The sequence below is a fragment of the Actinomycetes bacterium genome, from assembly GCA_036510875.1.
Taxonomy (GTDB): domain Bacteria; phylum Actinomycetota; class Actinomycetes; order Prado026; family Prado026; genus DATCDE01.
In genome coordinates this window covers 1-19766 of sequence record DATCDE010000329.1, presented here as the reverse complement: position 1 = coordinate 19766, position 19766 = coordinate 1, and the positions used below count along the sequence as shown (strand labels likewise).

Below are 19766 nucleotides of genomic sequence, written 5' to 3'. Positions count from 1 at the left end.
GCAGGAAGGGGCTGTTCAGTCGAACGAGCTGAGGTCGGGCGGTACGTCCACGGCGTTCTCGCGCAGGGCCTCCAGCGGGACGACGTCCAGGGCCCGGGCGTGCGTCGAGGCCAGGACGACGGGAGCCGCGACCCCGGCCTGGTGGGCCCGTAGCCAGCGCACCGCGACCACGCACCACCGGTCCCCCGGGCGCAGCCCTGGAAAGCGGTACTCCGGCCGCGGCGTGACCAGGTCGTTGCCCACGGCCAGCTGGTGCTCCAGGAACTCCGCAATCACCACGGCGCACACCGTGTGGCTGCCCACGTCGTCCGGGCCGCTGGAGCAGGACCCGTCGCGGTAGAACCAGGTGACCGGGTCGACCCCGCACGGCTCGAGGTCCCCGCCGAGGACGTTGCGCTCGCTCGTCACCCGGCTAGCCTCTCATTGCGCCGCTCGCGGTCGCGGCAGACTCTGCACATGCCCGTCGAACCGGCCCGCCGGCGCACCCGCCTCGTGTCCTCGGCTGCCGTCGTCGTGGTGGTGCTCGTGCTGGCCCTGACCGGCTGCACGGCGGGACGCGGGTCGACCGGCGGCAGCGCGACCAGCGGCGCCGGGACGGTCGCCACCGGGTCGTCGACCCAGACCGTCAGCGTCGACGGGCGGCAGCGCACGTTCCGGCTGTACCTGCCGCCGTCGCTGACCCTCACCAGGCGGGTTCCGGTGGTCCTCATGCTGCACGGCGGGTTCGGCAGCGCGGAGCAGGCCGAGTCCTCGTACGGCTGGGATGCCGCGGCGGACAGCGGCCACTTCGTCGTCGTCTACCCGGACGGACTCAACCGTGCCTGGAACGTCGAAGGCGGGTGCTGCGGCCAGCCGGGCCGCCGCGGGGTGGACGACGTCGGGTTCGTGCGTCACGTCGTCGGCCTCGTGAGCCGCGAGCTGCCCATCGACCCGGCGCGCGTGTTCGCCACCGGCATCTCCAACGGCGGCATGTTCGCCTACCGGCTGGCCTGCGACACCACGCTGTTCGCGGCGATCGGACCGGACTCGGCCACCCTGCTCGGGAGCTGCCCGTCCCCGGCACCCCTGTCGGTGATCCACATCCATGGGACGGCGGACCAGAACATCCCCTACGACGGCGGCCAGGGCAACGGGTTCGCGACGATCGACGGACCCGCCGTGCGCGCGGTCGTCGCGTCCTGGCGTGCCGTCGACGACTGCCCCGCCCCCGAGGTGTCGACCTCCGGGATGGTGACCCGGTCGGTGGCCGGCTGCCCGGACGGCCGGTCCGTGGAGCTGATCACGATCGCCGGTGCGGGGCATCAGTGGCCCGGTGCCGCACCGAAACCGTTGGTGCAGAAGCTGCTCGGGACCGACCCGCCGTCGACCGCGCTAGACGCCACGACCACGATCTGGCTGTTCTTCGCGACCCACCCCAAGCCCGGCGGCTGACCAAGGCTCAGCGCGGACGCCGCAGCAGCTCCGCCAGGGAAGTGGCCGGGTGGCCGGTCAGCCGCGGCACCACGTCGGTGACGCCGTCCAGCTCACCGTTCGCGACCGCGGTGTACGTGCTCACCCACGCGTCGACCTGCCAGCCCGGGGCCCCATACTGCGCCCGCGACGCGTAGGCCTCCTCGACGGTCTCGTCGTGGAAGGACACCGGTCGGCCGCTGGCCCGGGTGAGCACCTCCGCCATCTCGGTGAACGTGAGCGCCGCAGGTCCGGTGAGGTCGTACGTGGCGCCCGCGTGCTGCCCTGGTGATCGCAGCACGGTGACGGCGGCGTCCGCGATGTCGTCGATGGCCACGGCGGCCACCCGCCCCGAGCCGGCTGGTCCGCGGATCACACCGTCCGCGCCCACCATCGCGCGCAGGAAGTCCAGGTAGAGGTTGTCCCGCAGGAAGGTGTGCGCGAGCCGCCCGGTCACACCCGTGACGGCGATCGGGGCGGTCGACATCGCATCGTGGGTCTGCATGGCGCCCACAACCCTGCGGTGCGCGGGCGGATTCCCCGACAACGAACGGCCCGGCCCCTGACGGGGCCGGGCCGTTTCGCTGGTGGAGTCTCAGGCCCTCTTGGCGGGAGCCTTCTTGGCCGGAGCCTTGCGGGCGGGCGCCTTCTTCGCCGGCGCGGCCTTCTTGGCGGCGGTCGCGCTGACCGGAGCCTTCTTGGCCGGGGCCGCCTTCGCGGGCACCGCCTTCTTCGCCGCAGTCTTGGCGGGAGCCGCCTTGGCCGGGGTGGCCTTCCGGACAGCCGCCTTGGCCGGCGCCTTCTTGGCCGGCGCCTTCTTGGCCGGCGCCTTCTTGGCGGCAGCCGCCTTGGCCGGCGCGGCCTTCGCGGGCGCCTTGGTCGCCGCCGCCTTCACCGGGGCTGAGGCCTTCTTGGCGATCTTGCGGGCCCCGCTGGTGACCTCCTTGAACTGGGCCCCGGCGCGGAAGCGCGGGACCGCAGTCTTCTTCACCTTGACGGTGGCGCCGGTGCGGGGGTTGCGGGCGGTCCGCGCTGCGCGCTCGACCTTCTCGAAGACGCCGAAGCCGGTGATGGCGACCTTCTCGCCGCGAGCGACCGCGGCCTGGATGTAGTCGAAGAGTTCGTCGACGAGCTTCGCCGTCTCCTGCTTGCTCTTCTCCAACCGTTCGGACAGCTGGTCGACCAGTTCGGTCCTGTTCACTGCTTCCCCTCCGGGAGTGGTAAGGCCGAGCCGATGCCCGACATTGGGGAAACGGTATGCGCACAGGTGCCCATGGAGCAACGACCGAGGGGTCGATGTCATGTTGTGTCGCAAGGACTTTCGTCCGCGACGACGACGGAGCGGGGATCCGTTAACGACCCGTTAACCGACTGAACGGCGAGAGTTTCTCCTTACCGGACAAGGACTTTCCTCCATCAGCGAAGCTGATGACTGTCAGGGAGTGGTCGGCAGAAAGGCCGGACGGCGGTGTTCGAAGTCGTCGATTGCCGCCTCGTGGCGAAGGCTCAGTCCGATGTCGTCGAGGCCCTCCATGAGCCGCCAGCGGGTGTAGTCGTCGAGGACGAACGGCACGGCCTGGTCGCTCCAACGCACCTCGCGAGCCTCCAGATCGACGGTGACCTCGGTGGCCGGGTCCGCCTCGACGGCGGCCCAGATCCGCTCCACCACGTCGAGGGACAGCTCCACGGTCAGCAGCCCGCCCTTGAGTGAGTTGCCCCGGAAGATGTCCGCGAACCGGGGCGAGACGACCACCCGGAAGCCGTAGTTCTGCAGGGCCCAGACCGCGTGCTCGCGCGACGACCCGGTGCCGAAGTCCGGCCCCGCGACGAGCACGGTGGCGCCGGCGTACCGCGGCTGGTTGAGCACGAACGCCGGGTCCTGCCGCCAGGCGGCGAACAGCCCGTCCTCGAATCCGCTGCGGCTCACCCGCTTGAGGTACACCGCCGGGATGATCTGGTCGGTGTCGACGTTGCTGCGCCGCAGCGGCACGGCCCGTCCGGTGTGGGCGACGAACTTCTCCATGGCAGCTGCTCCTAGTCCAGGTCCGCGGGCGACGACAGCCGCCCAGTGACAGCGGTCGCCGCGGCGACCTGCGGTGACACCAGATGGGTCCGGCCACCCTTGCCCTGACGGCCTTCGAAGTTGCGGTTCGACGTCGACGCGCTGCGCTCGCCCGGTGCCAGCTGGTCGGGGTTCATGCCCAGGCACATGGAGCAGCCGGCATGCCGCCACTCGGCACCGGCCCGGGTGAACACCTCGTCCAGCCCCTCCGCCTCGGCCTGCAGCCGGACCCGCACCGACCCGGGCACCACGAGCATCCGGACGCCGTCCACCACCTTCCGGCCGTCGATCACTGCAGCCGCGGCCCGCAGGTCCTCGATCCGGCCGTTCGTGCACGAGCCGACGAACACGGTGTCCACCGCGACGTCGCGCAGCGCCGTGCCAGCCGTGAGACCCATGTACTCCAGTGCGCGCTGGGCCCCGAGCCGCTCGGCCTCATCGGCGAAGTCGTCCGGGTTCGGGACGACAGCCGACAGCGGCACGCCCTGTCCGGGGTTGGTGCCCCAGGTGACGAACGGGCTCAGGGTGGAGGCGTCGATGGCCACCTCACGGTCGAAAACGGCGTCGTCGTCGCTGCGCAGCGTCTGCCAGTAGGCGACCGCGGCGGCCCAGTCCGCGCCCGACGGCGCATGCGGGCGGTCCTTGAGGTACTCGAGGGTCGTCTCATCCGGGGCGATCATGCCGGCCCGGGCTCCGGCCTCGATCGACATGTTGCACACCGTCATCCGGGCCTCCATCGACAGGGACCGGATGGCCTCGCCGCGGTATTCGATGACGTGGCCCTGACCGCCGCCGGTGCCGATCTGCGCGATGACCGCGAGCACCAGGTCCTTGGCGGTGACGCCGGGGGGCAGCTGCCGGTCGACGGTCACGGCCATGGTGCGGAACGGCTTGAGCGGCAGGGTCTGGGTGGCCAGGACGTGCTCGACCTCGCTGGTGCCGATGCCGAACGCCAGCGCACCGAAGGCGCCGTGGGTGCTGGTGTGCGAGTCGCCGCAGACGACCGTCATGCCCGGCTGGGTCAGTCCCAGCTGCGGGCCGACGACGTGCACGATGCCCTGCTCGACGTCCCCGAGCGGGTGCAGCGGGACGCCGAACTCCTTACAGTTGCGGCGCAGCGTCTCGACCTGCTGGCGCGACACCGGGTCGGCGATCGGCAGGTCGATGTCGAGCGTCGGGACGTTGTGGTCCTCGGTGGCGAAGGTGAGACCTGGACGCCGGACGCCCCGGCCGGCCTCACGCAGGCCGTCGAAGGCCTGCGGGCTGGTCACCTCGTGCACGAGATGCAGGTCGATGTAGAGCAGGTCGGGCTCACCCTCGGCCCGGTGGACGACGTGAGCCTCCCACACCTTCTCAGCCAGCGTCTTCGCCATTGTTGCCTCCACTGGTGCGTCTCGCATGTCGAGACGCTAGTATCGGATCATGGACAAGTCTAGCGGAGTCGGCGTCCTCGACAAGGCCGCCCTCGTCCTGGGCGCGCTGGAGGCCGGCCCCCAGTCCCTGGCCGGCCTGGTCCAGGCCACCGGCCTGGCTCGACCCACGGCCCACCGGCTGGCCCTGGCCCTCGAGCATCACCGGTTCGTCACCCGGGACCTGCAGGGCCGGTTCACCCTCGGTCCCCGGCTCGGCGAGCTGGCGGGCGCGGCCGGCGAGGACCGGCTCATCGCGGCCGCCGGGCCGGTGCTCACCTGGCTGCGCGACACGACCGGAGAGAGCGCCCAGCTGTACCGCCGCCAGGGCCACGAGCGCATCTGCGTGGCCGTCGCCGAGCTTCCCTCGGGACTGCGGGACACGGTGCCGGTCGGCTCGGCGCTGTCCATGCAGGCCGGATCGGCCGCCCAGGTGCTGCTCGCCTGGGAGGAGCCGGACCGGCTGCACCGCGGGCTGGCCGGAGCCCGCTTCACGGCCAGCACGCTGTCGGCGCTGCGCCGTCGGGGCTGGGCGCAGAGCGTGGGCGAGCGCGAGCCCGGCGTCGCGTCGGTCTCCGCACCGGTGCGCAGCCCGTCCGGCCGGGTCGTGGCCGCCGTGTCGGTGTCCGGACCGATCGAGCGGCTCACCCGGACGCCGGGACGGCTGCACGCGACGTCCGTGGTCACCGCGGCCCAGCGCTTGTCCGAGGCACTGCGCCCCAGCTGACCCTCCGCCCCGTCCGAGCCGCCAGGATGGGCGGATGCGCAGTGCCACCTACCGGGTCCCTGACCTCGTTCTGACCGAGCACACCTTCTCGGTGCCGCTCTACCACGGAGACCCCACGAGCGAGCCGATCGAGGTCTTCGCCCGCGAGGTCGTGGCCGCCGGTCGGGAGAGCGACGACCTGCCGTGGCTGCTCTTCCTCCAGGGCGGCCCGGGCTTCGAGGCCGCCCGCCCGCTGCGGCGACACACCCCGGACTGGCTGGACCGGGCACTGCGGGAGTTCCGAGTCCTGTTGCTCGACCAGCGAGGAACGGGCCGCTCGTCACCGGTCGGACCGAACGACGTCGTCACACACGGTCCAGCCGGGCTCGCGGCACGGCTCGTCCACTTCCGCGCCGACTCGATCGTGCGCGACGCCGAGCAGGTCCGGCGCGAGCTCGGGGTCGAGCGATGGGGGGTGCTCGGGCAGAGCTTCGGCGGGTTCTGCATCGTCAGCTACCTGTCGATGCATCCGGAGTCGTTGAGCCTGGCCCTGATCACCGGCGGGCTGCCGCCGCTGGACCGCTCGATCGACGAGGTCTACACGGCCACCTACCGGCGCACCGCAGACAAGGTCGCCCGCCACTACGCCCGCTACCCGGCGGACCGTGCCCGGGTCCGCTCGATCGTGGACCGGCTGGCGGCCGACGACGTCCGGCTGCCGTCGGGCGACCGGCTCACCCCGCGCCGGTTCCGGCAGCTCGGCAGCCTGCTGGGCACGGGGGACGGGTCGGAGCGGCTGCACTTCGTGCTGGAGCTCCCAGCCGGCTCCCCCGCCTTCCTGTACGAGGTCGCCGGGGCGATGTCGTTCGCTCGCAACCCGTTGTATGCCGTCGTCCACGAGTCCTGCTACAGTCCCGGGCTGCCCACCCACTGGGCCGCCGAGCGGCTGCTGCCGGCGGAGTACGCCGCCGACCCGACCCTGCTCACGGGTGAGCACGTGTACCCGTGGATGTTCGCCGAGTACTCCGGGCTCGCGCCGTTCGCGGAGACCGCCGAGCTGCTGGCTGCGCACGAGTGGGGCCCGCTGTACGACCTCCAGCGGCTGGCCGCGAACGAGGTGCCGACGGCCGCAGCGATCTACGCCGAGGACATGTACGTCGAGCGGGAGTTCGCCGAGGAGACCGGGGCCCGGATCCAGGGACTGCGTCCGTGGGTCACCAACGAGTACGAGCACGACGGCCTGACGATGGACGGTGGCCGGGTGCTGGGACGGCTGCTCGACCTCGCCCGCGACCGCCTGTGACCCGAGTCGGGCCCATCGGGGCGCGACGGCCCCAGCGTCCTCACCTGCAGGAGACGGTCGCCGTCGGACCTCGGGTCGGCCGCGGCCGCAGCGGTGGGAAGGCTGCCATTCAGCCTGCTCGAGCGGCGAGCAGGTCCTTGACCTCGGCGGCCCTGGGTACGCGTCCGGACAGGACCACCTGCTCGTCGATGACGAGCGCCGGCGTGGACATGACCCCGTAGCCGACGATGGTCGGGTAGTCCTCGACCTTCTCGATCGTGGCGTCGAGGCCGAGGGCGTCGACGGCCTCGCGGGTGAGGCGTTCGAGGGTCTTGCAGTTGTTGCAGCCGGGGCCGAGCACCTTGATGATCACGACGGTGGTTCCTTCGGGTTGGCAGGTCAGGCGAGCAGGAAGTTGAACAGGTAGCCGACGGCGACGATGCCGGTGCCGACGACGCCGATGAACGCGGCGAGCAGCTGGGGCTTCAGGACGCGGCGCAGCAGGATCATCTCCGGCAGCGACAGCGCGACGACGGCCATCATGAACGCGAGCAGGGTGCCCATGGGCAGGCCCTTCTCGTGCAGGGCCTGCACCAGCGGCATGATCCCGGCGGCGTTGGAGTACAGCGGGACACCGATGCCGACGGCGACCAGCACCCCGAAGACGTTCCCGGGACCGGCGTACCTGGTGAAGAGGTCGGCCGGCGCCCATCCGTGGATGACCGCGCCCAGGCCGATGCCCACGAGGAGGTACGGCCAGATCTTGCGCAGGATGGTCGCGGCCTCCTCGGCGCCCATCTGCAGTCGCTGCTCGAAGGTGAGACCGAGCGTGCTGTCGATGACCTGGCCGCCGAGCTTGGTCTCGAACACGAACGGCTCGACCCAGCGCTGCACCCCGATCCGCCCCAGCACCCAGCCGGCGACGATCGCGATGACCAGGCCCGCGCCGATGTAGATCGCGGTCACCTGCCAGCCGAAGAGGGAGAACAGCATGCCGATGGCGATCTCGTTGACCAGCGGGCTGGCGATCAGAAAGCTCAGGGTCACCCCGATGGGCACTCCGGCGGCGACGAACCCGATGAACGCCGGCACCGCGCTGCACGAGCAGAACGGCGTGATCACACCGAGCCCCGCGGCCATCACGTTGCCCAGGCCCTCCCGCTTGCCGCCCAGCAGGGCGCGGGTGCGCTCCACGCTCATGTACGAGCGCAGCACCGTGACCACGAAGATGATCCCGACCAACAGCAGGCCGATCTTGACCGTGTCGTAGAGGAAGAAGTGGACGGTCTCGGTCAACCGCGCCGACGGGTCCATCCCGAACCCGTCGTAGAGCAGTCGGTCCCACAGCCAACGGTTCACCCGGTACACCGCCACCCACGCCAGCGCGGCGCCCAGCAGCGTGAGCCGCTGTCCACGCTTGGAGGTGGGGGTCCGCTCGACGATGCTCACGCCGACCCGAGGCTCCCCCCACCGGGCAGGGCTGCCCGCAACCGGTCCAGCGCGTCGTCGGCGAGCGCGTAGTCGATCCAGCGACCCCGGCGGCTCGTCGTCACCAGGCCGGCGTCCCGCAGCACCTTGAGGTGGTAGCTGAGCAGGTTCGCCGCGATCGGCACGTGCTCCTGCAGGGTGCACACACAGGCAGCACTCGAGGCCAGCCGCTGCAGCACGGTCCACCGGATCGGGTCCGCCACCGCCTGCAGCAGCGCCACCGACGCGTCCAACCGAGCCGCCGTGGCCTCCGCCGAAGCGGTGGCAATCAGTTCAGTCACATTTGAAGCAGGCACATTTGAAGAATACGTCGAATGGAGACCCGGGTCAATCCCCGGTCCCAGGGCTGGGGGTTCATCACAGGAACGCTGATTTCAAAGGCCCAAAGTCCCTATCTGGTCTCCGACACGCAGAGGCACCGTGATGTCGTATTCCAAGGGTTCTTGATCTAGCAGACCCCATGAGGCCACCGGCGTGATCGAGAAGGGCCGGCTTGGTCGCCACACCGTCGACACCACGCCGCTTACGGTGCTCCGGGGGCTGCAGCCCGGCTAGTTCGGTGCGCAGCAGCCGTGCACGGGAGGGGTAGCCCCGGTCATGGCCGTGACCCCATCGACCAGGGTCAGCGGAGAGGTCGGCCGGCGTGCTGCTCCGCGCTCAGGGGGTGGCAGGGGTGGGCTGAGGGGTGAAGTACTTGCGACGCAGCCACAGGGATACGTAGACGAGACCGACCAGGGCAGGGACCTCGATGAGGGGGCCGATGACCCCCGCTAGCGCCTGGCCGGAGGTGACGCCCCAGACGCCGATGCTGACAGCGATCGCCAGCTCGAAGTTGTTGCCGGCGGCGGTGAAGGCCACAGTGGCGGTCTTGGGGTAGCCGAGGCGGGCGCGAGTCCCGAGGAAGAACGAGACCCCCCACATCACGGCGAAGTAGGCCAGCAGCGGCACTGCGATCTGCACCACGGACACCGGGTCGGACGTGATCGCCTCACCCTGCAAGGCGAACATCACCACGATAGTGAACAGCAGCCCGTACAGCGCGAACGGGCTGATGAACGGGATGAACCTCTCCTCGTACCAGGTCCTGCCTTTGGTGCGCAGGCCGATCCTGCGGGTGAGGTAGCCGGCGACCAGCGGGATGCCCAAGAAGATGAGCACCGCCTTGGTGATCTCCCAGGTGGAGAAGTGCACGTCCTGCGTCGGCAGGCCGAGCCAGCCGGGCAGGATCTTCAGGTAGAAGGTGCCGAGCAGCGCGTAGGCGACGATCTGGAACACCGAGTTGATCGCGACCAGCAGCGCAGCCGCCTCCCGGTCGCCGCAGGCCAGGTCGTTCCAGATCAGCACCATGGCGATGCACCGGGCCAGGCCGATGACGATGAGCCCGGTGCGGAACTCCGGCTGGTCGTAGAGGAACACCCAGGCCAGGGTGAACATCAGCGCCGGGCCGATGACCCAGTTCAGGACCACCGACAGCCACAGCAGCCGCCGGTCGCCGGTGACATGGCCCATCTCCTCGTAGCGGACCTTGGCCAGCACCGGGTACATCATGAGCAGCAGGCCCAGAGCGATCGGCAGCGACGTCTGGCCGACCTTGACCGCGTCCAGCCAGGACTGAACGGATGGGACCAACCGGCCGAGCAGCAGCCCGGCCGCCATCGCCGCCAGGATCCACACCGGCAGGAACCGGTCCAGCGTCGACAGCCGGCCGATGACCGCCGCTTCGTCGGCGTCGTGCGCGTGCGTGGTCACCCGTCGTCCCCGTGCTCAGCCCGCGACAGGGGCGATCTCGGCGATCAGCGCCTCGATGCGACGGCGGATCTCGTCTCGGATCGGCCGGAATGCGTCGACACCCTGGCCAGCCGGGTCGTCGAGGACCCAGTCCTCGTAGCGCTTGCCCGGGAAGACCGGGCAAACATCCCCGCAGCCCATGGTGATCACAACGTCGGACTCCTTGACCGCCTCGGTGGAGAGCACCTTCGGCGTCTCCGTGGAGTTGTCGATGCCCTCCTCCAGCAGCGCCTGGACGACGGCCGGGTTGACGGTGTCGGCCGGCGCCGAGCCGGCCGGGCGCACCTCCACCCGGTCACCCGCCAGATGGGTCAGGGAGGCCGCGGCCATCTGGGACCGGCCGGCGTTGTGCACGCAGACGAACAGGACGGACGGCTGGTCGCTCACGCGTGATCGCTTTCGTCTCGGGGGGCAGTCACAGGGGTCAGTGCATTCCTACCCTGTCGGGCAGCAGCTCGGCCAGGAGTCCAACGACCCGCTGATCCCAGTCCAGGTAGCGCTTGCCCGGGGAGCGCGGACAGCTCGTGCAACCACGCGGCCGCCATCAGCCGACGGCACCGGAAGGAACCCGGTGATCTCCCGGCTGAACACCCGTCGAAGCGGGACGCCAGGTCCTCGACCACACCCCCGACCGGAGACTCCGCCCCGGTGGGCAGCCGGTCCGTGTCGTCAGCCGGCACCGCAGCACCCACCAGCCGCCGACACCGTCTCCAGCAGTGGCAGCGAGGCCGAGGCCGGCCTCGGGTTGGCCGGATTGTCGTCCTTGACCGTGTAGATCTCCCACGGGGCCCCGGCCGGGTCGTGCACCCACACCTTGTCCTGCAGCGCGTAGCAGCAGGTGGTGTCGCTCTCATCGAAGGTCGCCAGGCCGGCCGCACTCAGCCGAGCTGCGCCGGCCGTGACCTCATCGACCGTCTCGACCTCGACCCCCAAGTGGTTCAGCGCGCCAGCCACGCCGTGACCCCGCGCGTCGACCGGAGCCTCGATGAGCACCAGCTTCAGCGGCGGCTCGGCGATGGCGAAGTTGGCGTACCCGGGACGCCGCTTGTGCGGCTGGACCCCGAACAGCGTCGAGTAGAACGCCACCGAGGCCTCCAGGTCGGACACGTTGAGCGCCAACTGCACCCTGGACATGGCCACCACTCCGATCTACATTGACGATGGTCGATGTGGCTGGAGTCTGGCAACTGCATCGACACTTGTCAATGTCTTCTCTCGAACGGAGAGTCGGATGGTGGTAGCCGAGCCGGTGCTGACCGCGGCCGGGCCCGAGGGACCGGTCTGCTGCCCCACTGGGCTCACCACCCCGCTGGACCGTGGCACCGCGGAGGACCTGGCCCGCCTGCTCAAGGCCGTCGCCGACCCGGCCCGGCTTCAGCTGCTGGCTCTGCTCAGGGCCAGCGACGCCGGCGAAGCCTGCGTCTGCGACCTGACCGGGCCGCTCGGGCTCTCCCAGCCCACCGTGAGCCACCACCTCAAGGTGCTCACCGAGGCCGGACTCCTCGCCCGGGAGAAGCGAGGCACCTGGGCCTGGTACTCCGTCGTCCCCGGCCGGCTCGACGAGATCGCCGCTGTCCTGCACTGACCCCGACGCGGCGAACAACGCGTGGGTCTTCCTCCGCGTCGGCTTCAGGACGCCCGTCCGGTAGGGCCGGAGTCGAGCTGGAGACATGCGTCGGCGGCGATCCAGAAGATCCGTTCCCGGACCGTGGTGGCTGTGGTCCAGTCCCGGTGATCCCATTCGGGTCCAGCCAGCGAGTCCCCTGCGTACAGCACCTGGGCGAATGCCACTCCCCGATACCGCGCCACCGCGATGAATGCGGACGCTTCCATCTCAACCGTCAAACAGCCTTCGGCGGTACGCCGCCGAACCCGGCTGGTGGTCTCCCGGTAGGGAGCGTCGGTCGTCCACGTTCGTCCTGTGACGAAGGGGACCTCCGCGTCGCGGAGCGTGGCCTCCAGGGCAGCCACGCCCTCGACGTCGGCGTCAACGGTGCGGCTGGGGGGCAGGTAGTGGAAGGAGGTTCCTTCGTCTCGCAGCGCACTTTCCACCACGACCGCGTGGCCCATCACCAGGTCAGGGACCAGGGCACCGGCACCACCAACCGCGACGAAGCTGCGGTAGCCCAGCGCGATCGCCTCCTCGAGCAGGGCCCCCGCGAGTGGCGCGCCGACCCCGGGGTGCATGACAGCCAGGCTGCGGCCCCGGTGGTCGATCTCGTAGACGGGGTGCCCGCCGTGCGCCCAGTCGAGGACCTGAACCGTGCGGGAGTCGGGCCGCAGGGCTAGCGCATCCATCACCTCGCGGAAGAAGCACAACACCATCGGCCGCGACGCGTCGATCGGTCGGACGACCTGGCTGGGTTCGATCATGGACCGGGAGTCCAAGTCGTCCTCAAGTAGCGGCAGTTCCATGCACCACATCCTTCCAGGAAGGGATGCCCACCCGGGTGGCTCGCTCCCGTGCTGGCGATGATCAGGCGAGTCGGCGACCCCAGGGTCATCCGGAGGACTGCAGGCGCCACGCACCGCGTGCTGAACCCGACCGGATCGCCTGTGTCGCGCTCGGTCGGTTCGCCACGAGTGGGCGAGGAAGTCCACCATGGAGGAGTCGACCGGCCGGCCGCTGGTCGCCGGAAGGGTGCTGGTTGGCTTGACTGCGTCCCGACGAATCGGGTTGATGGCATGACTCAAGAACATCCGGGCCTCAGCGGGCGGCCCATCTACCTGGACTACAACGCAACCACCCCGGTCGACCCGCGCGTCGTCGCAGCGATGTTGCCGTTCCTGACGGCCGAGTTCGGCAGCCCCTCCAGTGCCCATGCCTACGGCCAGGCACCGCGCGATGCGCTGACGCGGGCCCGCCGGCAGGTGGCCGCCCTGATCGGGGCGTCCGGTGAGGAGATCGTCTTCACGGGCAGCGGGTCCGAGGCCGACGCGCTGGCCATCCGCGGGGCCGTGCTTGCCGCCTTGGCCACGGACCGCGACCACGTTCACTTGGTCACCCAGGTGACCGAGCACCCCGCGGTCCTGGCTGCCTGCCGGGAGCTGCAGCGATGGTATGGAGTCGAGGTCACCTACCTGCCCGTGCACCGTCACGGTGTCGTCGACCCCGACGACGTCGCGGCAGCCCTGACCGTGGACACGGTCCTCGTCTCAGTGATGCACGCCAACAACGAGACGGGCACCCTTCAGCGCATTGCGGACATCGCCGCGATCACCTGCAGCCACGGCGTCCTGCTGCACAGCGACGCCGCGCAGTCGGTCGGCAAGGTCCCTGTCGACGTCGACGACCTCGGCGTCGACCTGCTCACCGTCGTCGGGCACAAGATGTACGCGCCCAAGGGCATCGCCGCTCTCTACGTCGGACACGGCGTCTCCCTGCATCCCCTTGTCGGCGGCGGTGGTCAAGAACGCGGCCTGCGCGCACGGACCGAGAGCGTCGCCGTCGCGGTCGCCCTCGGCGAGGCAGCAGACCTGGCCGGCCAGGGCCTGGCCGCGGGCGAGTCGACTCGGCTCGCTGGCCTGCGCGACGGGCTGTCCGACTGGTTGGAGGAGCTGATCCCTGGCCGCGTGCACATCCACGGTCATCCCACCCGGCGGCTGCCCAACACGCTCAACCTGCGCATCACCGGAGTCCAGGCCCTCCCGCTGTTGGCCGCGACAACGGACATTTCCGCCTCCACCGGATCGGCCTGCCACGCCGGACGGGACGAACCCTCCGGCGTCCTCGTCGGCATGGGGGTGGATCCGGACGACGCCATGTCCGCCATCCGGCTCTCGGCCGGCCGCTGGACCGAGCCGGCCGACGTCAAACGGGCCGCGGCAGTCCTGGCCGAGGCTGCGCGGGCCGGCACCGGCGGCCGAGCCTGACCGACGCGGGCTCAGCCCGCCGGTACCTGCCCCACGCCCGGCGTGGTTGACGCGTGGTGGCCGAGCGTCTCGAACATGCGGATCGCGACGACCACGCCGGAGGCGGCGGTGATGGCGGCGACGACCCAGATCGCGGCGACCAGGGTGGTGGCGTCAGCGACGATGCCGACGAGCAGGGCGCCGACGGCGAAGCCGCTGTCGCGCCACAGCCGGTAGACCCCGACTGAGCGGGCCCGCCAAGCCGGGTGGGCGACGTCACCGATCGCGGCGAGCAGGGTGGGGTAGACCATGGCAGTGCCGGCGCCGATGACGGCAGCGGCTACGGCCCACACGGCGAACGTCGTCCCGAGCGCGACGACAGCGATGCCGACGGCCTGCACCCACATCCCGACGGCGATCAACCACTTGCGGCCGAGGCGGTCGGACAGCCCCCCGGCGAGCAGCTGGCCGATCCCCCACATCGCGGGGTAGATCCCGGCCAGGACGCCGATCTGGGTGATCGACAGGCCACGACTGGCGAACAGGATCGGAAACACGCCCCAGGCCAGGCCGTCGTTGAGGTTGTTGACCAGACCGGCCCGGCTGGCCGCGGACAGCGCGCGTTCCTTGACGCTAGTGAGCCAGAAGATCTGCCGCGTGGTGCGCCCGCCGTGCAGGTGGTCGTGCCGGTTGACGTGGTTGGCGGCCTCGAACCGGGCGTGATCGCGGGTCTCCTTGACCGCGAACGCCGACAGGCCGAGCCCGAGGGCCACGAAGGCTATCCCCAGGTAGAACGGGGTGGGCCGCAGCCCGTAGGTCTGGGCGAGGTAGCCGGTGGCCATCGCGGTCAGCGCCAGCGCGCCGTAGCCGGCCGCCTCGTTGAACCCCATGGCCCGCCCGCGGCGGGCTGGGCCGACCAAGTCGATCTTCATGATGACGGTGGTGGACCAGGTCAGGCCCTGGTTGACCCCGAGCAGCACGTTGGCGAACACGACCCAGCCCCAGCTGGGCGCCCAGATCAGCAGCAGCGGCACGGGGATGGCGACCAGCCAGCCGGCCACCAGGACGGGTTTGCGGCCGTACCGGTCGGACAGCGTGCGGCGAAGAAGTTGGTGATGGCCTTGACCAGGGCCGAAGGCCACGATGAACGACAACCCGCTGACCAGCGCGGTCAGGCCGAAAACCTGGTCGGCGAGCAGCGCGACAACGGTGCGTTCCTGAACCGCGTCACACAAGGCGCCGTTGAACCAGTCCAGGACCGAGACTTGGAGCAGGAAGTCTCGGGTCCGTGGCTCGAGGAGATCGAGGACTTCTCGCGTGAGGCAGTCCACAACTTGACGGCTGCCCCCGGTGAACGACTCGATGAAGGGCTCGCGGTCCTTCTCAGGCATGAGCAGCGCCGCGAGCCGCAACGGCGCGGGCCACCCGCCGGTCCGCTCGGCCAGCCGGTGCTGGTCGAGCGGCGACAGTCCGGTGACACCGCTCCCATCGAAGAAGCGGGAGAGCTCCGCGTCGTCGAAACGCAGCGATGCGGCACGCACTTCGACCAGGTCTCCGGACGCACGCAGCCTGGCCACGCCCAGGGCGGGGTCGGAGCGGGTGGAGATGACGAGCTGCACGCGCGAGGGGCGGTAGCGGAGAAACACGGTGATCTGCGCGTTGATCTCTGAGGTCTCTGCCCGGTGGAAGTCATCGAGGATGACGACCAGGTCTCCGGCCCCTTCTGCCAGCTCGTCGATGAGGACGGGCAGTGCGGCATCGACGACCCGGTCCGGGTTGGACCGCAGGGCCTCCAGCGAGCGACCACCGACCGCGCTCTCGCGCTGAGCGATCGCAGCGATGACATGGGTCCACAACCGAACCGGCTCAACGTCACCCGGGTCAAGCGTCACCCAGGCGAAACGAGTCGCCGCGTCAGTCTCGACCCATTCCGTGAGCAAGGTGGTCTTGCCGAACCCCGCCGGGGCAGACACCAAAGTGAGCGCCCGATCACGACCTTGGCGGAGCTCGTCGAGCAGCCGGGGTCGACACACCACCCCCCGAGGCAACCGGTTCGGGGCCAGCTTGGCCCTAATAGTCCCACACCGAGCCCGCCAGGCGCCCCCAGCCCGGCGCCCGGCTCCGCCTCCGCGACCACGCGACCTCCCCAACCCCACTCAACTCTGAGCCTAGACCGAGGGATGTCGTCCGAAGGGGCCACGGACAGCCCGGTGACCGCTGCGGCAGGTCGACTCCGAGGGGTGACAGCCACCACCACGGCATCGGCGCGGCCGGCGTGTCCGCCCACGCCTGCGAGCCGGCCGGCCTCGCCGAACGGCCGCCGCTGCGGAAGTCGGCGCGCGACAATGCGGTGTGCCCGACGACGGATCGCCACCCCAAAGCGTTGGGTCGGGCCGGTCTCGCGGTGAGCAGCGGTGGCCGATGGCGGTGGCCGTCCTCGCGGCGGGGGTGCTGCACCAGCTGCTGCCGGTGGGCTTTCGGCTGTCCCCGCGCTGGGCCTACCCGCTGTTCCTGGTCGCGTTCCTGCTGGTTCTGATTCTCGGAGACCCCGGGCGGATCGACCGGCAGCGGCGCTGGCTGCGGGTGACGACCGGGCTGATGATCGCCCTGATCACCACGGTGAACGCGTTCGCCGCCACCCGGCTGATCCTCGGCATCCTGCGGAACAAGTCGTTCGACACCGCCGGACAGCTGCTGGCCATCGGGGCCATCATCTGGCTCACCAACGTCATCGCGTTCGCGCTGTGGTACTGGGACCTCGACGGCGGCGGCGCGGCAGCCAGAGCGACCGGGTCGACCGAAGCCACCCCTGCGTTCGTGTTCCCCGAGATGACCCTGACCGAGTTCGCCCCGCCCGGCTGGTACGCGCAGTTCGCCGACTACCTGACCTTGTCGTTCAACACCGCCACCGCGTTCAGCCCCACCGACGTGTCCGCGGTCAGACGGTGGGCCAAACTCTTGATGATCACCGAGTCAGTGATCTCCTTGTCCTTGGTCGCACTCGTCGTGGCCAGGGCCGTGAACATCCTCTGACGACCTTCCTCGCAGCAGTCTCCCTCGCCGCTCCGGCGCGTTGCCCACATGCAGCAGAGCTGCGACCGGGCCGGCGCTGCGTCAACGCCTCGCCACTGACCAACGGCCACCGACGCCAGAACCCAGCCAGCGGTCCCCAACCAGCACTGCCACCGGGCACGGCACCGGTGCCGTCCCAACTGGAGGCTTGACGATCCTCAGCTGGGAGACCGCCCGGCGTCACACCAGCCGACCGCAGGCGCCGATGGAAGTGATGGCGCAGCTGTTGCGGGAGGACCGCGCACCGTCCGATCTCATGGCCACCTACGCAGACGCGGACGCGAAGCGCGCCCGCAACGGCCCCTGCACCTGTGGCAGCGAGAGAATATGGAAGCGCTGCCACGGCGCACCACAGACGCTCCAGCGTGCTCGGTCGGCCTGAACATCAGCCGAGAGCCGCAGTTGAGTGCCTGGGGGATCGTCGCCTGATAGCGCTGCCGTGCCGCGCGACGGTGGGAGGGTCGGTCAACAGTTGGGAATGCCCCTCGCCCCACGGACCGGTCAAACCGGCCGTCGAACGGCGCCGGCTCAGGCGGTCAGCTCGGTCAGCAGCGAGGCGAAGGCGGTGAGGTAGCTGTCGACGTCTTCCGGACCGGCGGCGACCGAGCAGGTCGGCCCGGCCCCCACGATGGCCTCCCAGACCCCCCGGTTGGCCAGGTAGACCCGCATGAGGCGACGCAATGGCACGTCCAGCGCCGCGCGCGCCTCCGACGCATTCCGCGGAGGCGCTGCGGTGAAGCTGTAACCGCTGCGGGGCCAGAAGCGGTGCACGGTCCAGGGCAGCTCGACCGTGGCCACCGCCTGCTCCAGCCCGTCGGCCAATCGGGTGCCAAGCGCCTGCGAACGGGCATAAGCCTCGTCGGTCAGCACCTCGCTCATGGCCGCCTGTGCCGCCGCCATGGACAGCGGGTTGCCGTACAGCGTGCCGCCGGTGGCGACCGCGGGTCTCGGGTCGTCACGCCCGAGCGGCCGCTGCAACGTCTCGGCCACCTCCGGCGTCATACCGTAGGCACCCAGCGGGATGCCGGCGGCGATCGACTTCCCGATCGTCACGATGTCGGGGTCCAGACCCCACAGGCGCGTAAGGCCACCCGGACCGACCACCTGGGTGTGGGTCTCGTCGAGGACCAAGACCGTGCCGGCGACGCGGGTGAGGTGACGCAGCTGCTCGTGGAACCCTGGGTCCGGCATCACCAGGCCGACGTTGTTCGTCATCGCCGGTTCGGTCACCACAGCGGCGACCCGACCCCCGGCCAAGGCGTCGGCCAACGCGTCGACGTCGTTGAACGGGATCAAGGCCGTGCGGTTGACGACGTCCGCCGGGAGCCCTTCCTCCTCCGGCTGCAGCCGGCCGTCGACCTGTTCAACGAGCGACTCGTCGAAGTGACCGTGGTAGTGGCCGTCGAAGAACAACACCTGGTCCCGACCGGTGAGGACCCGCGCCACCCGCAGCGCCTCGGTGTTGGCCCCCGTCGCGGACAGCGTGAACTGCCACATCGGCAGCCCGTATCGACGCCCGAGTTCCTCGGCGACCCACAGCGAGTCCTCGCTGGGCAGCAGGAACTGCGACCCGGCAGCCACGCGGGTCGACACCGCACGAACCACGGCCGGCGGCGCATACCCGGTGAACATCGACATGTCCGCGATGTTGAAGTCGACGTACTCGTGCCCGTCGACGTCGCGGAACCGCGACCCTTCACCGCCCGCGACGAACATCGGGACCGGCTCGTAGGAGGTGCGCAGCCAACTCATCGGCACCCCGTTGGGCATCAACTCACCGGCGCGACGCCACAGCTGCGCCCCCTTGGGTCGAGCGGCGACGAACGCCTCGTTCTCCCGAGCCGTCAGTTCGGCGACCATCCCCGGGTCCACCCGAGCGCCCATCAAGCCCTCCTGCCGGGCATCGAAGGGGCATACATCCAGCCGACACTGGAGGTCACCCCATCTGCGGTAGCGGCCTCGAGATCAACCTGCTCGGCCCACTCATAGACGTCGGCGGCCTCATCGCAGCACCTTCTCACGGTCCGTCTGGTTGCCTTGAGCCACGCCCAACAACTTGCCGGACCGAGCGCCCTGGAACTTCGGTGCGCCTACTCGAAGCCGCCGACGAGTCTCCTCTGACCCTGATCTTTCATCCAAATCGTTGCGGCCGTGAAATGGGGGGCGTGGGCGGGTGTGCGGACCGCGGACGATGCGGAGCCGGCGTCGCCGCGGTCACTGATCTTTTCGCTGGCTCCGACGTGCCGGTTTTGGAGTCTGTCGGGCTGGCGTCTTGGAGCTTTGCGGCGCGGTGAGTGATGTGTGTGGGCGTGTCGCATCGCGGTGTGGGCGGACTGGTGAGGTGGGACGAGGCCCTGCGGCTGCTGCGTTCGTCAGCCGGATGCGGGTAGCGCTCGTAGTCGGTTCAGCGCGGTGATGAAGGCCTGCAGGTGTCGGTAGGCGGCGCCGAAGCGCAGGTGCAGACGCCGGCCGTGGCGGACCAGCCTGGCGGGGACGTTGAGGAACGCCAGCCGCAGTCGTTTGCCCCCGGCCCGCCGGTACTCCGCGGGTAGGGCCAGGGTCCGTAGCCACAGCCCAACGTTGTGGGCCAGGGCGACGGCTTGCCAGTACAGCCCGTTGCCGAAGAACGACTGCACCGGGGCGTGGTTCATGCCGAAG

General features: G+C 70.3%; 19 protein-coding genes and 2 pseudogenes. 6 read left to right on the top strand and 15 right to left on the bottom strand.

Annotated elements, in window-relative coordinates:
- Nucleotides 1–15: 15 nt before the first annotated feature.
- Nucleotides 16–408: a DUF2237 domain-containing protein gene (locus tag VIM19_19020; GenBank protein ID HEY5186936.1), complete on the bottom strand. Its 393-nt coding sequence runs from the start codon at nt 406–408 to the stop codon at nt 16–18.
- A 48-nt stretch (nt 409–456) separates the two neighbouring features.
- Here VIM19_19020 and VIM19_19015 point away from each other — a divergent pair, with 48 nt between their 5' ends.
- Nucleotides 457–1431, top strand: a complete 975-nt coding sequence (locus tag VIM19_19015; protein ID HEY5186935.1) for a PHB depolymerase family esterase — start codon at nt 457–459, stop codon at nt 1429–1431.
- Between the two features lie 7 nt (nt 1432–1438).
- Here VIM19_19015 and VIM19_19010 read toward each other — a convergent pair.
- The 4 genes and pseudogenes from VIM19_19010 to leuC all read right to left on the bottom strand — a co-directional run bounded on the left by VIM19_19010 (nt 1439) and on the right by leuC (nt 4884).
- Nucleotides 1439–1894: pseudogene (locus VIM19_19010) on the bottom strand (SDR family NAD(P)-dependent oxidoreductase).
- A 150-nt stretch (nt 1895–2044) separates the two neighbouring features.
- Nucleotides 2045–2650, bottom strand: a complete 606-nt coding sequence (locus VIM19_19005) for an HU family DNA-binding protein (GenBank protein HEY5186934.1) — start codon at nt 2648–2650, stop codon at nt 2045–2047.
- A gap of 234 nt (nt 2651–2884) precedes the next feature.
- Complete coding sequence (leuD, locus tag VIM19_19000) at nt 2885–3472, bottom strand: 3-isopropylmalate dehydratase small subunit (protein ID HEY5186933.1); 588 nt, start codon at nt 3470–3472, stop codon at nt 2885–2887.
- 11 nt (nt 3473–3483) lie between these two features.
- Nucleotides 3484–4884: a 3-isopropylmalate dehydratase large subunit gene (gene leuC / locus VIM19_18995; GenBank protein ID HEY5186932.1), complete on the bottom strand. Its 1401-nt coding sequence runs from the start codon at nt 4882–4884 to the stop codon at nt 3484–3486.
- Nucleotides 4885–4933: 49 nt separating this feature from the next.
- Here leuC and VIM19_18990 point away from each other — a divergent pair, with 49 nt between their 5' ends.
- Nucleotides 4934–5647 carry an IclR family transcriptional regulator gene (locus VIM19_18990; GenBank protein HEY5186931.1) on the top strand — a complete coding sequence of 238 codons (714 nt, stop codon included), beginning with the start codon at nt 4934–4936 and terminating at the stop codon, nt 5645–5647.
- Nucleotides 5648–5681: 34 nt separating this feature from the next.
- Complete coding sequence (locus VIM19_18985; protein ID HEY5186930.1) at nt 5682–6929, top strand: alpha/beta fold hydrolase; 1248 nt, start codon at nt 5682–5684, stop codon at nt 6927–6929.
- 109 nt (nt 6930–7038) lie between these two features.
- Here the strand turns inward: VIM19_18985 and VIM19_18980 are convergent, their stop codons facing one another.
- From VIM19_18980 to VIM19_18955, 6 genes are all read right to left on the bottom strand, one after another.
- Entirely contained in the window at nt 7039–7281 is a 243-nt protein-coding gene (locus VIM19_18980) for a thioredoxin family protein (protein HEY5186929.1), read from the bottom strand.
- A gap of 26 nt (nt 7282–7307) precedes the next feature.
- Nucleotides 7308–8357, bottom strand: a complete 1050-nt coding sequence (locus tag VIM19_18975) for a permease (GenBank protein ID HEY5186928.1) — start codon at nt 8355–8357, stop codon at nt 7308–7310.
- Entirely contained in the window at nt 8354–8677 is a 324-nt protein-coding gene (locus VIM19_18970; protein HEY5186927.1) for a metalloregulator ArsR/SmtB family transcription factor, read from the bottom strand. The genes VIM19_18975 and VIM19_18970 overlap by 4 nt, the downstream gene beginning before the upstream one ends.
- A gap of 376 nt (nt 8678–9053) precedes the next feature.
- Entirely contained in the window at nt 9054–10145 is a 1092-nt protein-coding gene (gene arsB / locus VIM19_18965; GenBank protein HEY5186926.1) for an ACR3 family arsenite efflux transporter, read from the bottom strand.
- Between the two features lie 15 nt (nt 10146–10160).
- Complete coding sequence (locus tag VIM19_18960) at nt 10161–10571, bottom strand: arsenate reductase ArsC (protein ID HEY5186925.1); 411 nt, start codon at nt 10569–10571, stop codon at nt 10161–10163.
- Between the two features lie 282 nt (nt 10572–10853).
- Nucleotides 10854–11318: an ArsI/CadI family heavy metal resistance metalloenzyme gene (locus tag VIM19_18955; protein HEY5186924.1), complete on the bottom strand. Its 465-nt coding sequence runs from the start codon at nt 11316–11318 to the stop codon at nt 10854–10856.
- A gap of 97 nt (nt 11319–11415) precedes the next feature.
- Here VIM19_18955 and VIM19_18950 point away from each other — a divergent pair, with 97 nt between their 5' ends.
- Complete coding sequence (locus tag VIM19_18950) at nt 11416–11769, top strand: metalloregulator ArsR/SmtB family transcription factor (protein ID HEY5186923.1); 354 nt, start codon at nt 11416–11418, stop codon at nt 11767–11769.
- Between the two features lie 44 nt (nt 11770–11813).
- Here VIM19_18950 and VIM19_18945 read toward each other — a convergent pair whose 3' ends face one another.
- Nucleotides 11814–12599 (bottom strand): nucleoside phosphorylase, encoded by a 786-nt coding sequence (locus VIM19_18945; GenBank protein HEY5186922.1) that lies wholly within the window; start codon nt 12597–12599, stop codon nt 11814–11816.
- A 270-nt stretch (nt 12600–12869) separates the two neighbouring features.
- Between VIM19_18945 and VIM19_18940 the strand changes: the two genes are divergently transcribed.
- A complete protein-coding gene (locus VIM19_18940; protein HEY5186921.1) occupies nt 12870–14057 on the top strand; it encodes a cysteine desulfurase family protein in 1188 nt (395 codons plus the stop codon).
- An 11-nt stretch (nt 14058–14068) separates the two neighbouring features.
- On the opposite strand, the pseudogene VIM19_18935 reads toward VIM19_18940, so the two are convergent.
- Nucleotides 14069–15256 (bottom strand): annotated as a pseudogene (locus tag VIM19_18935) (MFS transporter).
- A gap of 1201 nt (nt 15257–16457) precedes the next feature.
- On the opposite strand from VIM19_18935, the gene VIM19_18930 reads away from it, so the two are divergent.
- Nucleotides 16458–17069 carry a hypothetical protein gene (locus VIM19_18930; protein HEY5186920.1) on the top strand — a complete coding sequence of 204 codons (612 nt, stop codon included), beginning with the start codon at nt 16458–16460 and terminating at the stop codon, nt 17067–17069.
- A 567-nt stretch (nt 17070–17636) separates the two neighbouring features.
- On the opposite strand, the gene VIM19_18925 is transcribed toward VIM19_18930, so the two are convergent.
- Both VIM19_18925 and VIM19_18920 read right to left on the bottom strand, forming a co-directional pair.
- On the bottom strand, nt 17637–18992 hold the full coding sequence (locus VIM19_18925; GenBank protein ID HEY5186919.1) for a transaminase: 1356 nt from the start codon (nt 18990–18992) through the stop codon (nt 17637–17639).
- A 488-nt stretch (nt 18993–19480) separates the two neighbouring features.
- On the bottom strand, nt 19481–19766 hold a 286-nt coding region (locus tag VIM19_18920), incomplete at its 5' end, for a transposase (GenBank protein HEY5186918.1).

Excerpts from the sequence above, each read along its gene's own strand:
- VIM19_19015 (HEY5186935.1), top strand. The coding sequence starts at position 457 with ATGCCCGTCGAACCGGCCCGCCGGCGCACCCGCCTCGTGTCCTCGGCT.
- leuD (HEY5186933.1), bottom strand. The coding sequence starts at position 3,472 with ATGGAGAAGTTCGTCGCCCACACCGGACGGGCCGTGCCGCTGCGGCGC.
- leuC (HEY5186932.1), bottom strand. The coding sequence starts at position 4,884 with ATGGCGAAGACGCTGGCTGAGAAGGTGTGGGAGGCTCACGTCGTCCAC.
- VIM19_18990 (HEY5186931.1), top strand. The coding sequence starts at position 4,934 with ATGGACAAGTCTAGCGGAGTCGGCGTCCTCGACAAGGCCGCCCTCGTC.
- VIM19_18985 (HEY5186930.1), top strand. The coding sequence starts at position 5,682 with ATGCGCAGTGCCACCTACCGGGTCCCTGACCTCGTTCTGACCGAGCAC.
- VIM19_18955 (HEY5186924.1), bottom strand. The coding sequence starts at position 11,318 with ATGTCCAGGGTGCAGTTGGCGCTCAACGTGTCCGACCTGGAGGCCTCG.
- VIM19_18950 (HEY5186923.1), top strand. The coding sequence starts at position 11,416 with ATGGTGGTAGCCGAGCCGGTGCTGACCGCGGCCGGGCCCGAGGGACCG.
- VIM19_18945 (HEY5186922.1), bottom strand. The coding sequence starts at position 12,599 with ATGGAACTGCCGCTACTTGAGGACGACTTGGACTCCCGGTCCATGATC.
- VIM19_18940 (HEY5186921.1), top strand. The coding sequence starts at position 12,870 with ATGACTCAAGAACATCCGGGCCTCAGCGGGCGGCCCATCTACCTGGAC.
- VIM19_18930 (HEY5186920.1), top strand. The coding sequence starts at position 16,458 with ATGGCGGTGGCCGTCCTCGCGGCGGGGGTGCTGCACCAGCTGCTGCCG.
- VIM19_18925 (HEY5186919.1), bottom strand. The coding sequence starts at position 18,992 with ATGGGCGCTCGGGTGGACCCGGGGATGGTCGCCGAACTGACGGCTCGG.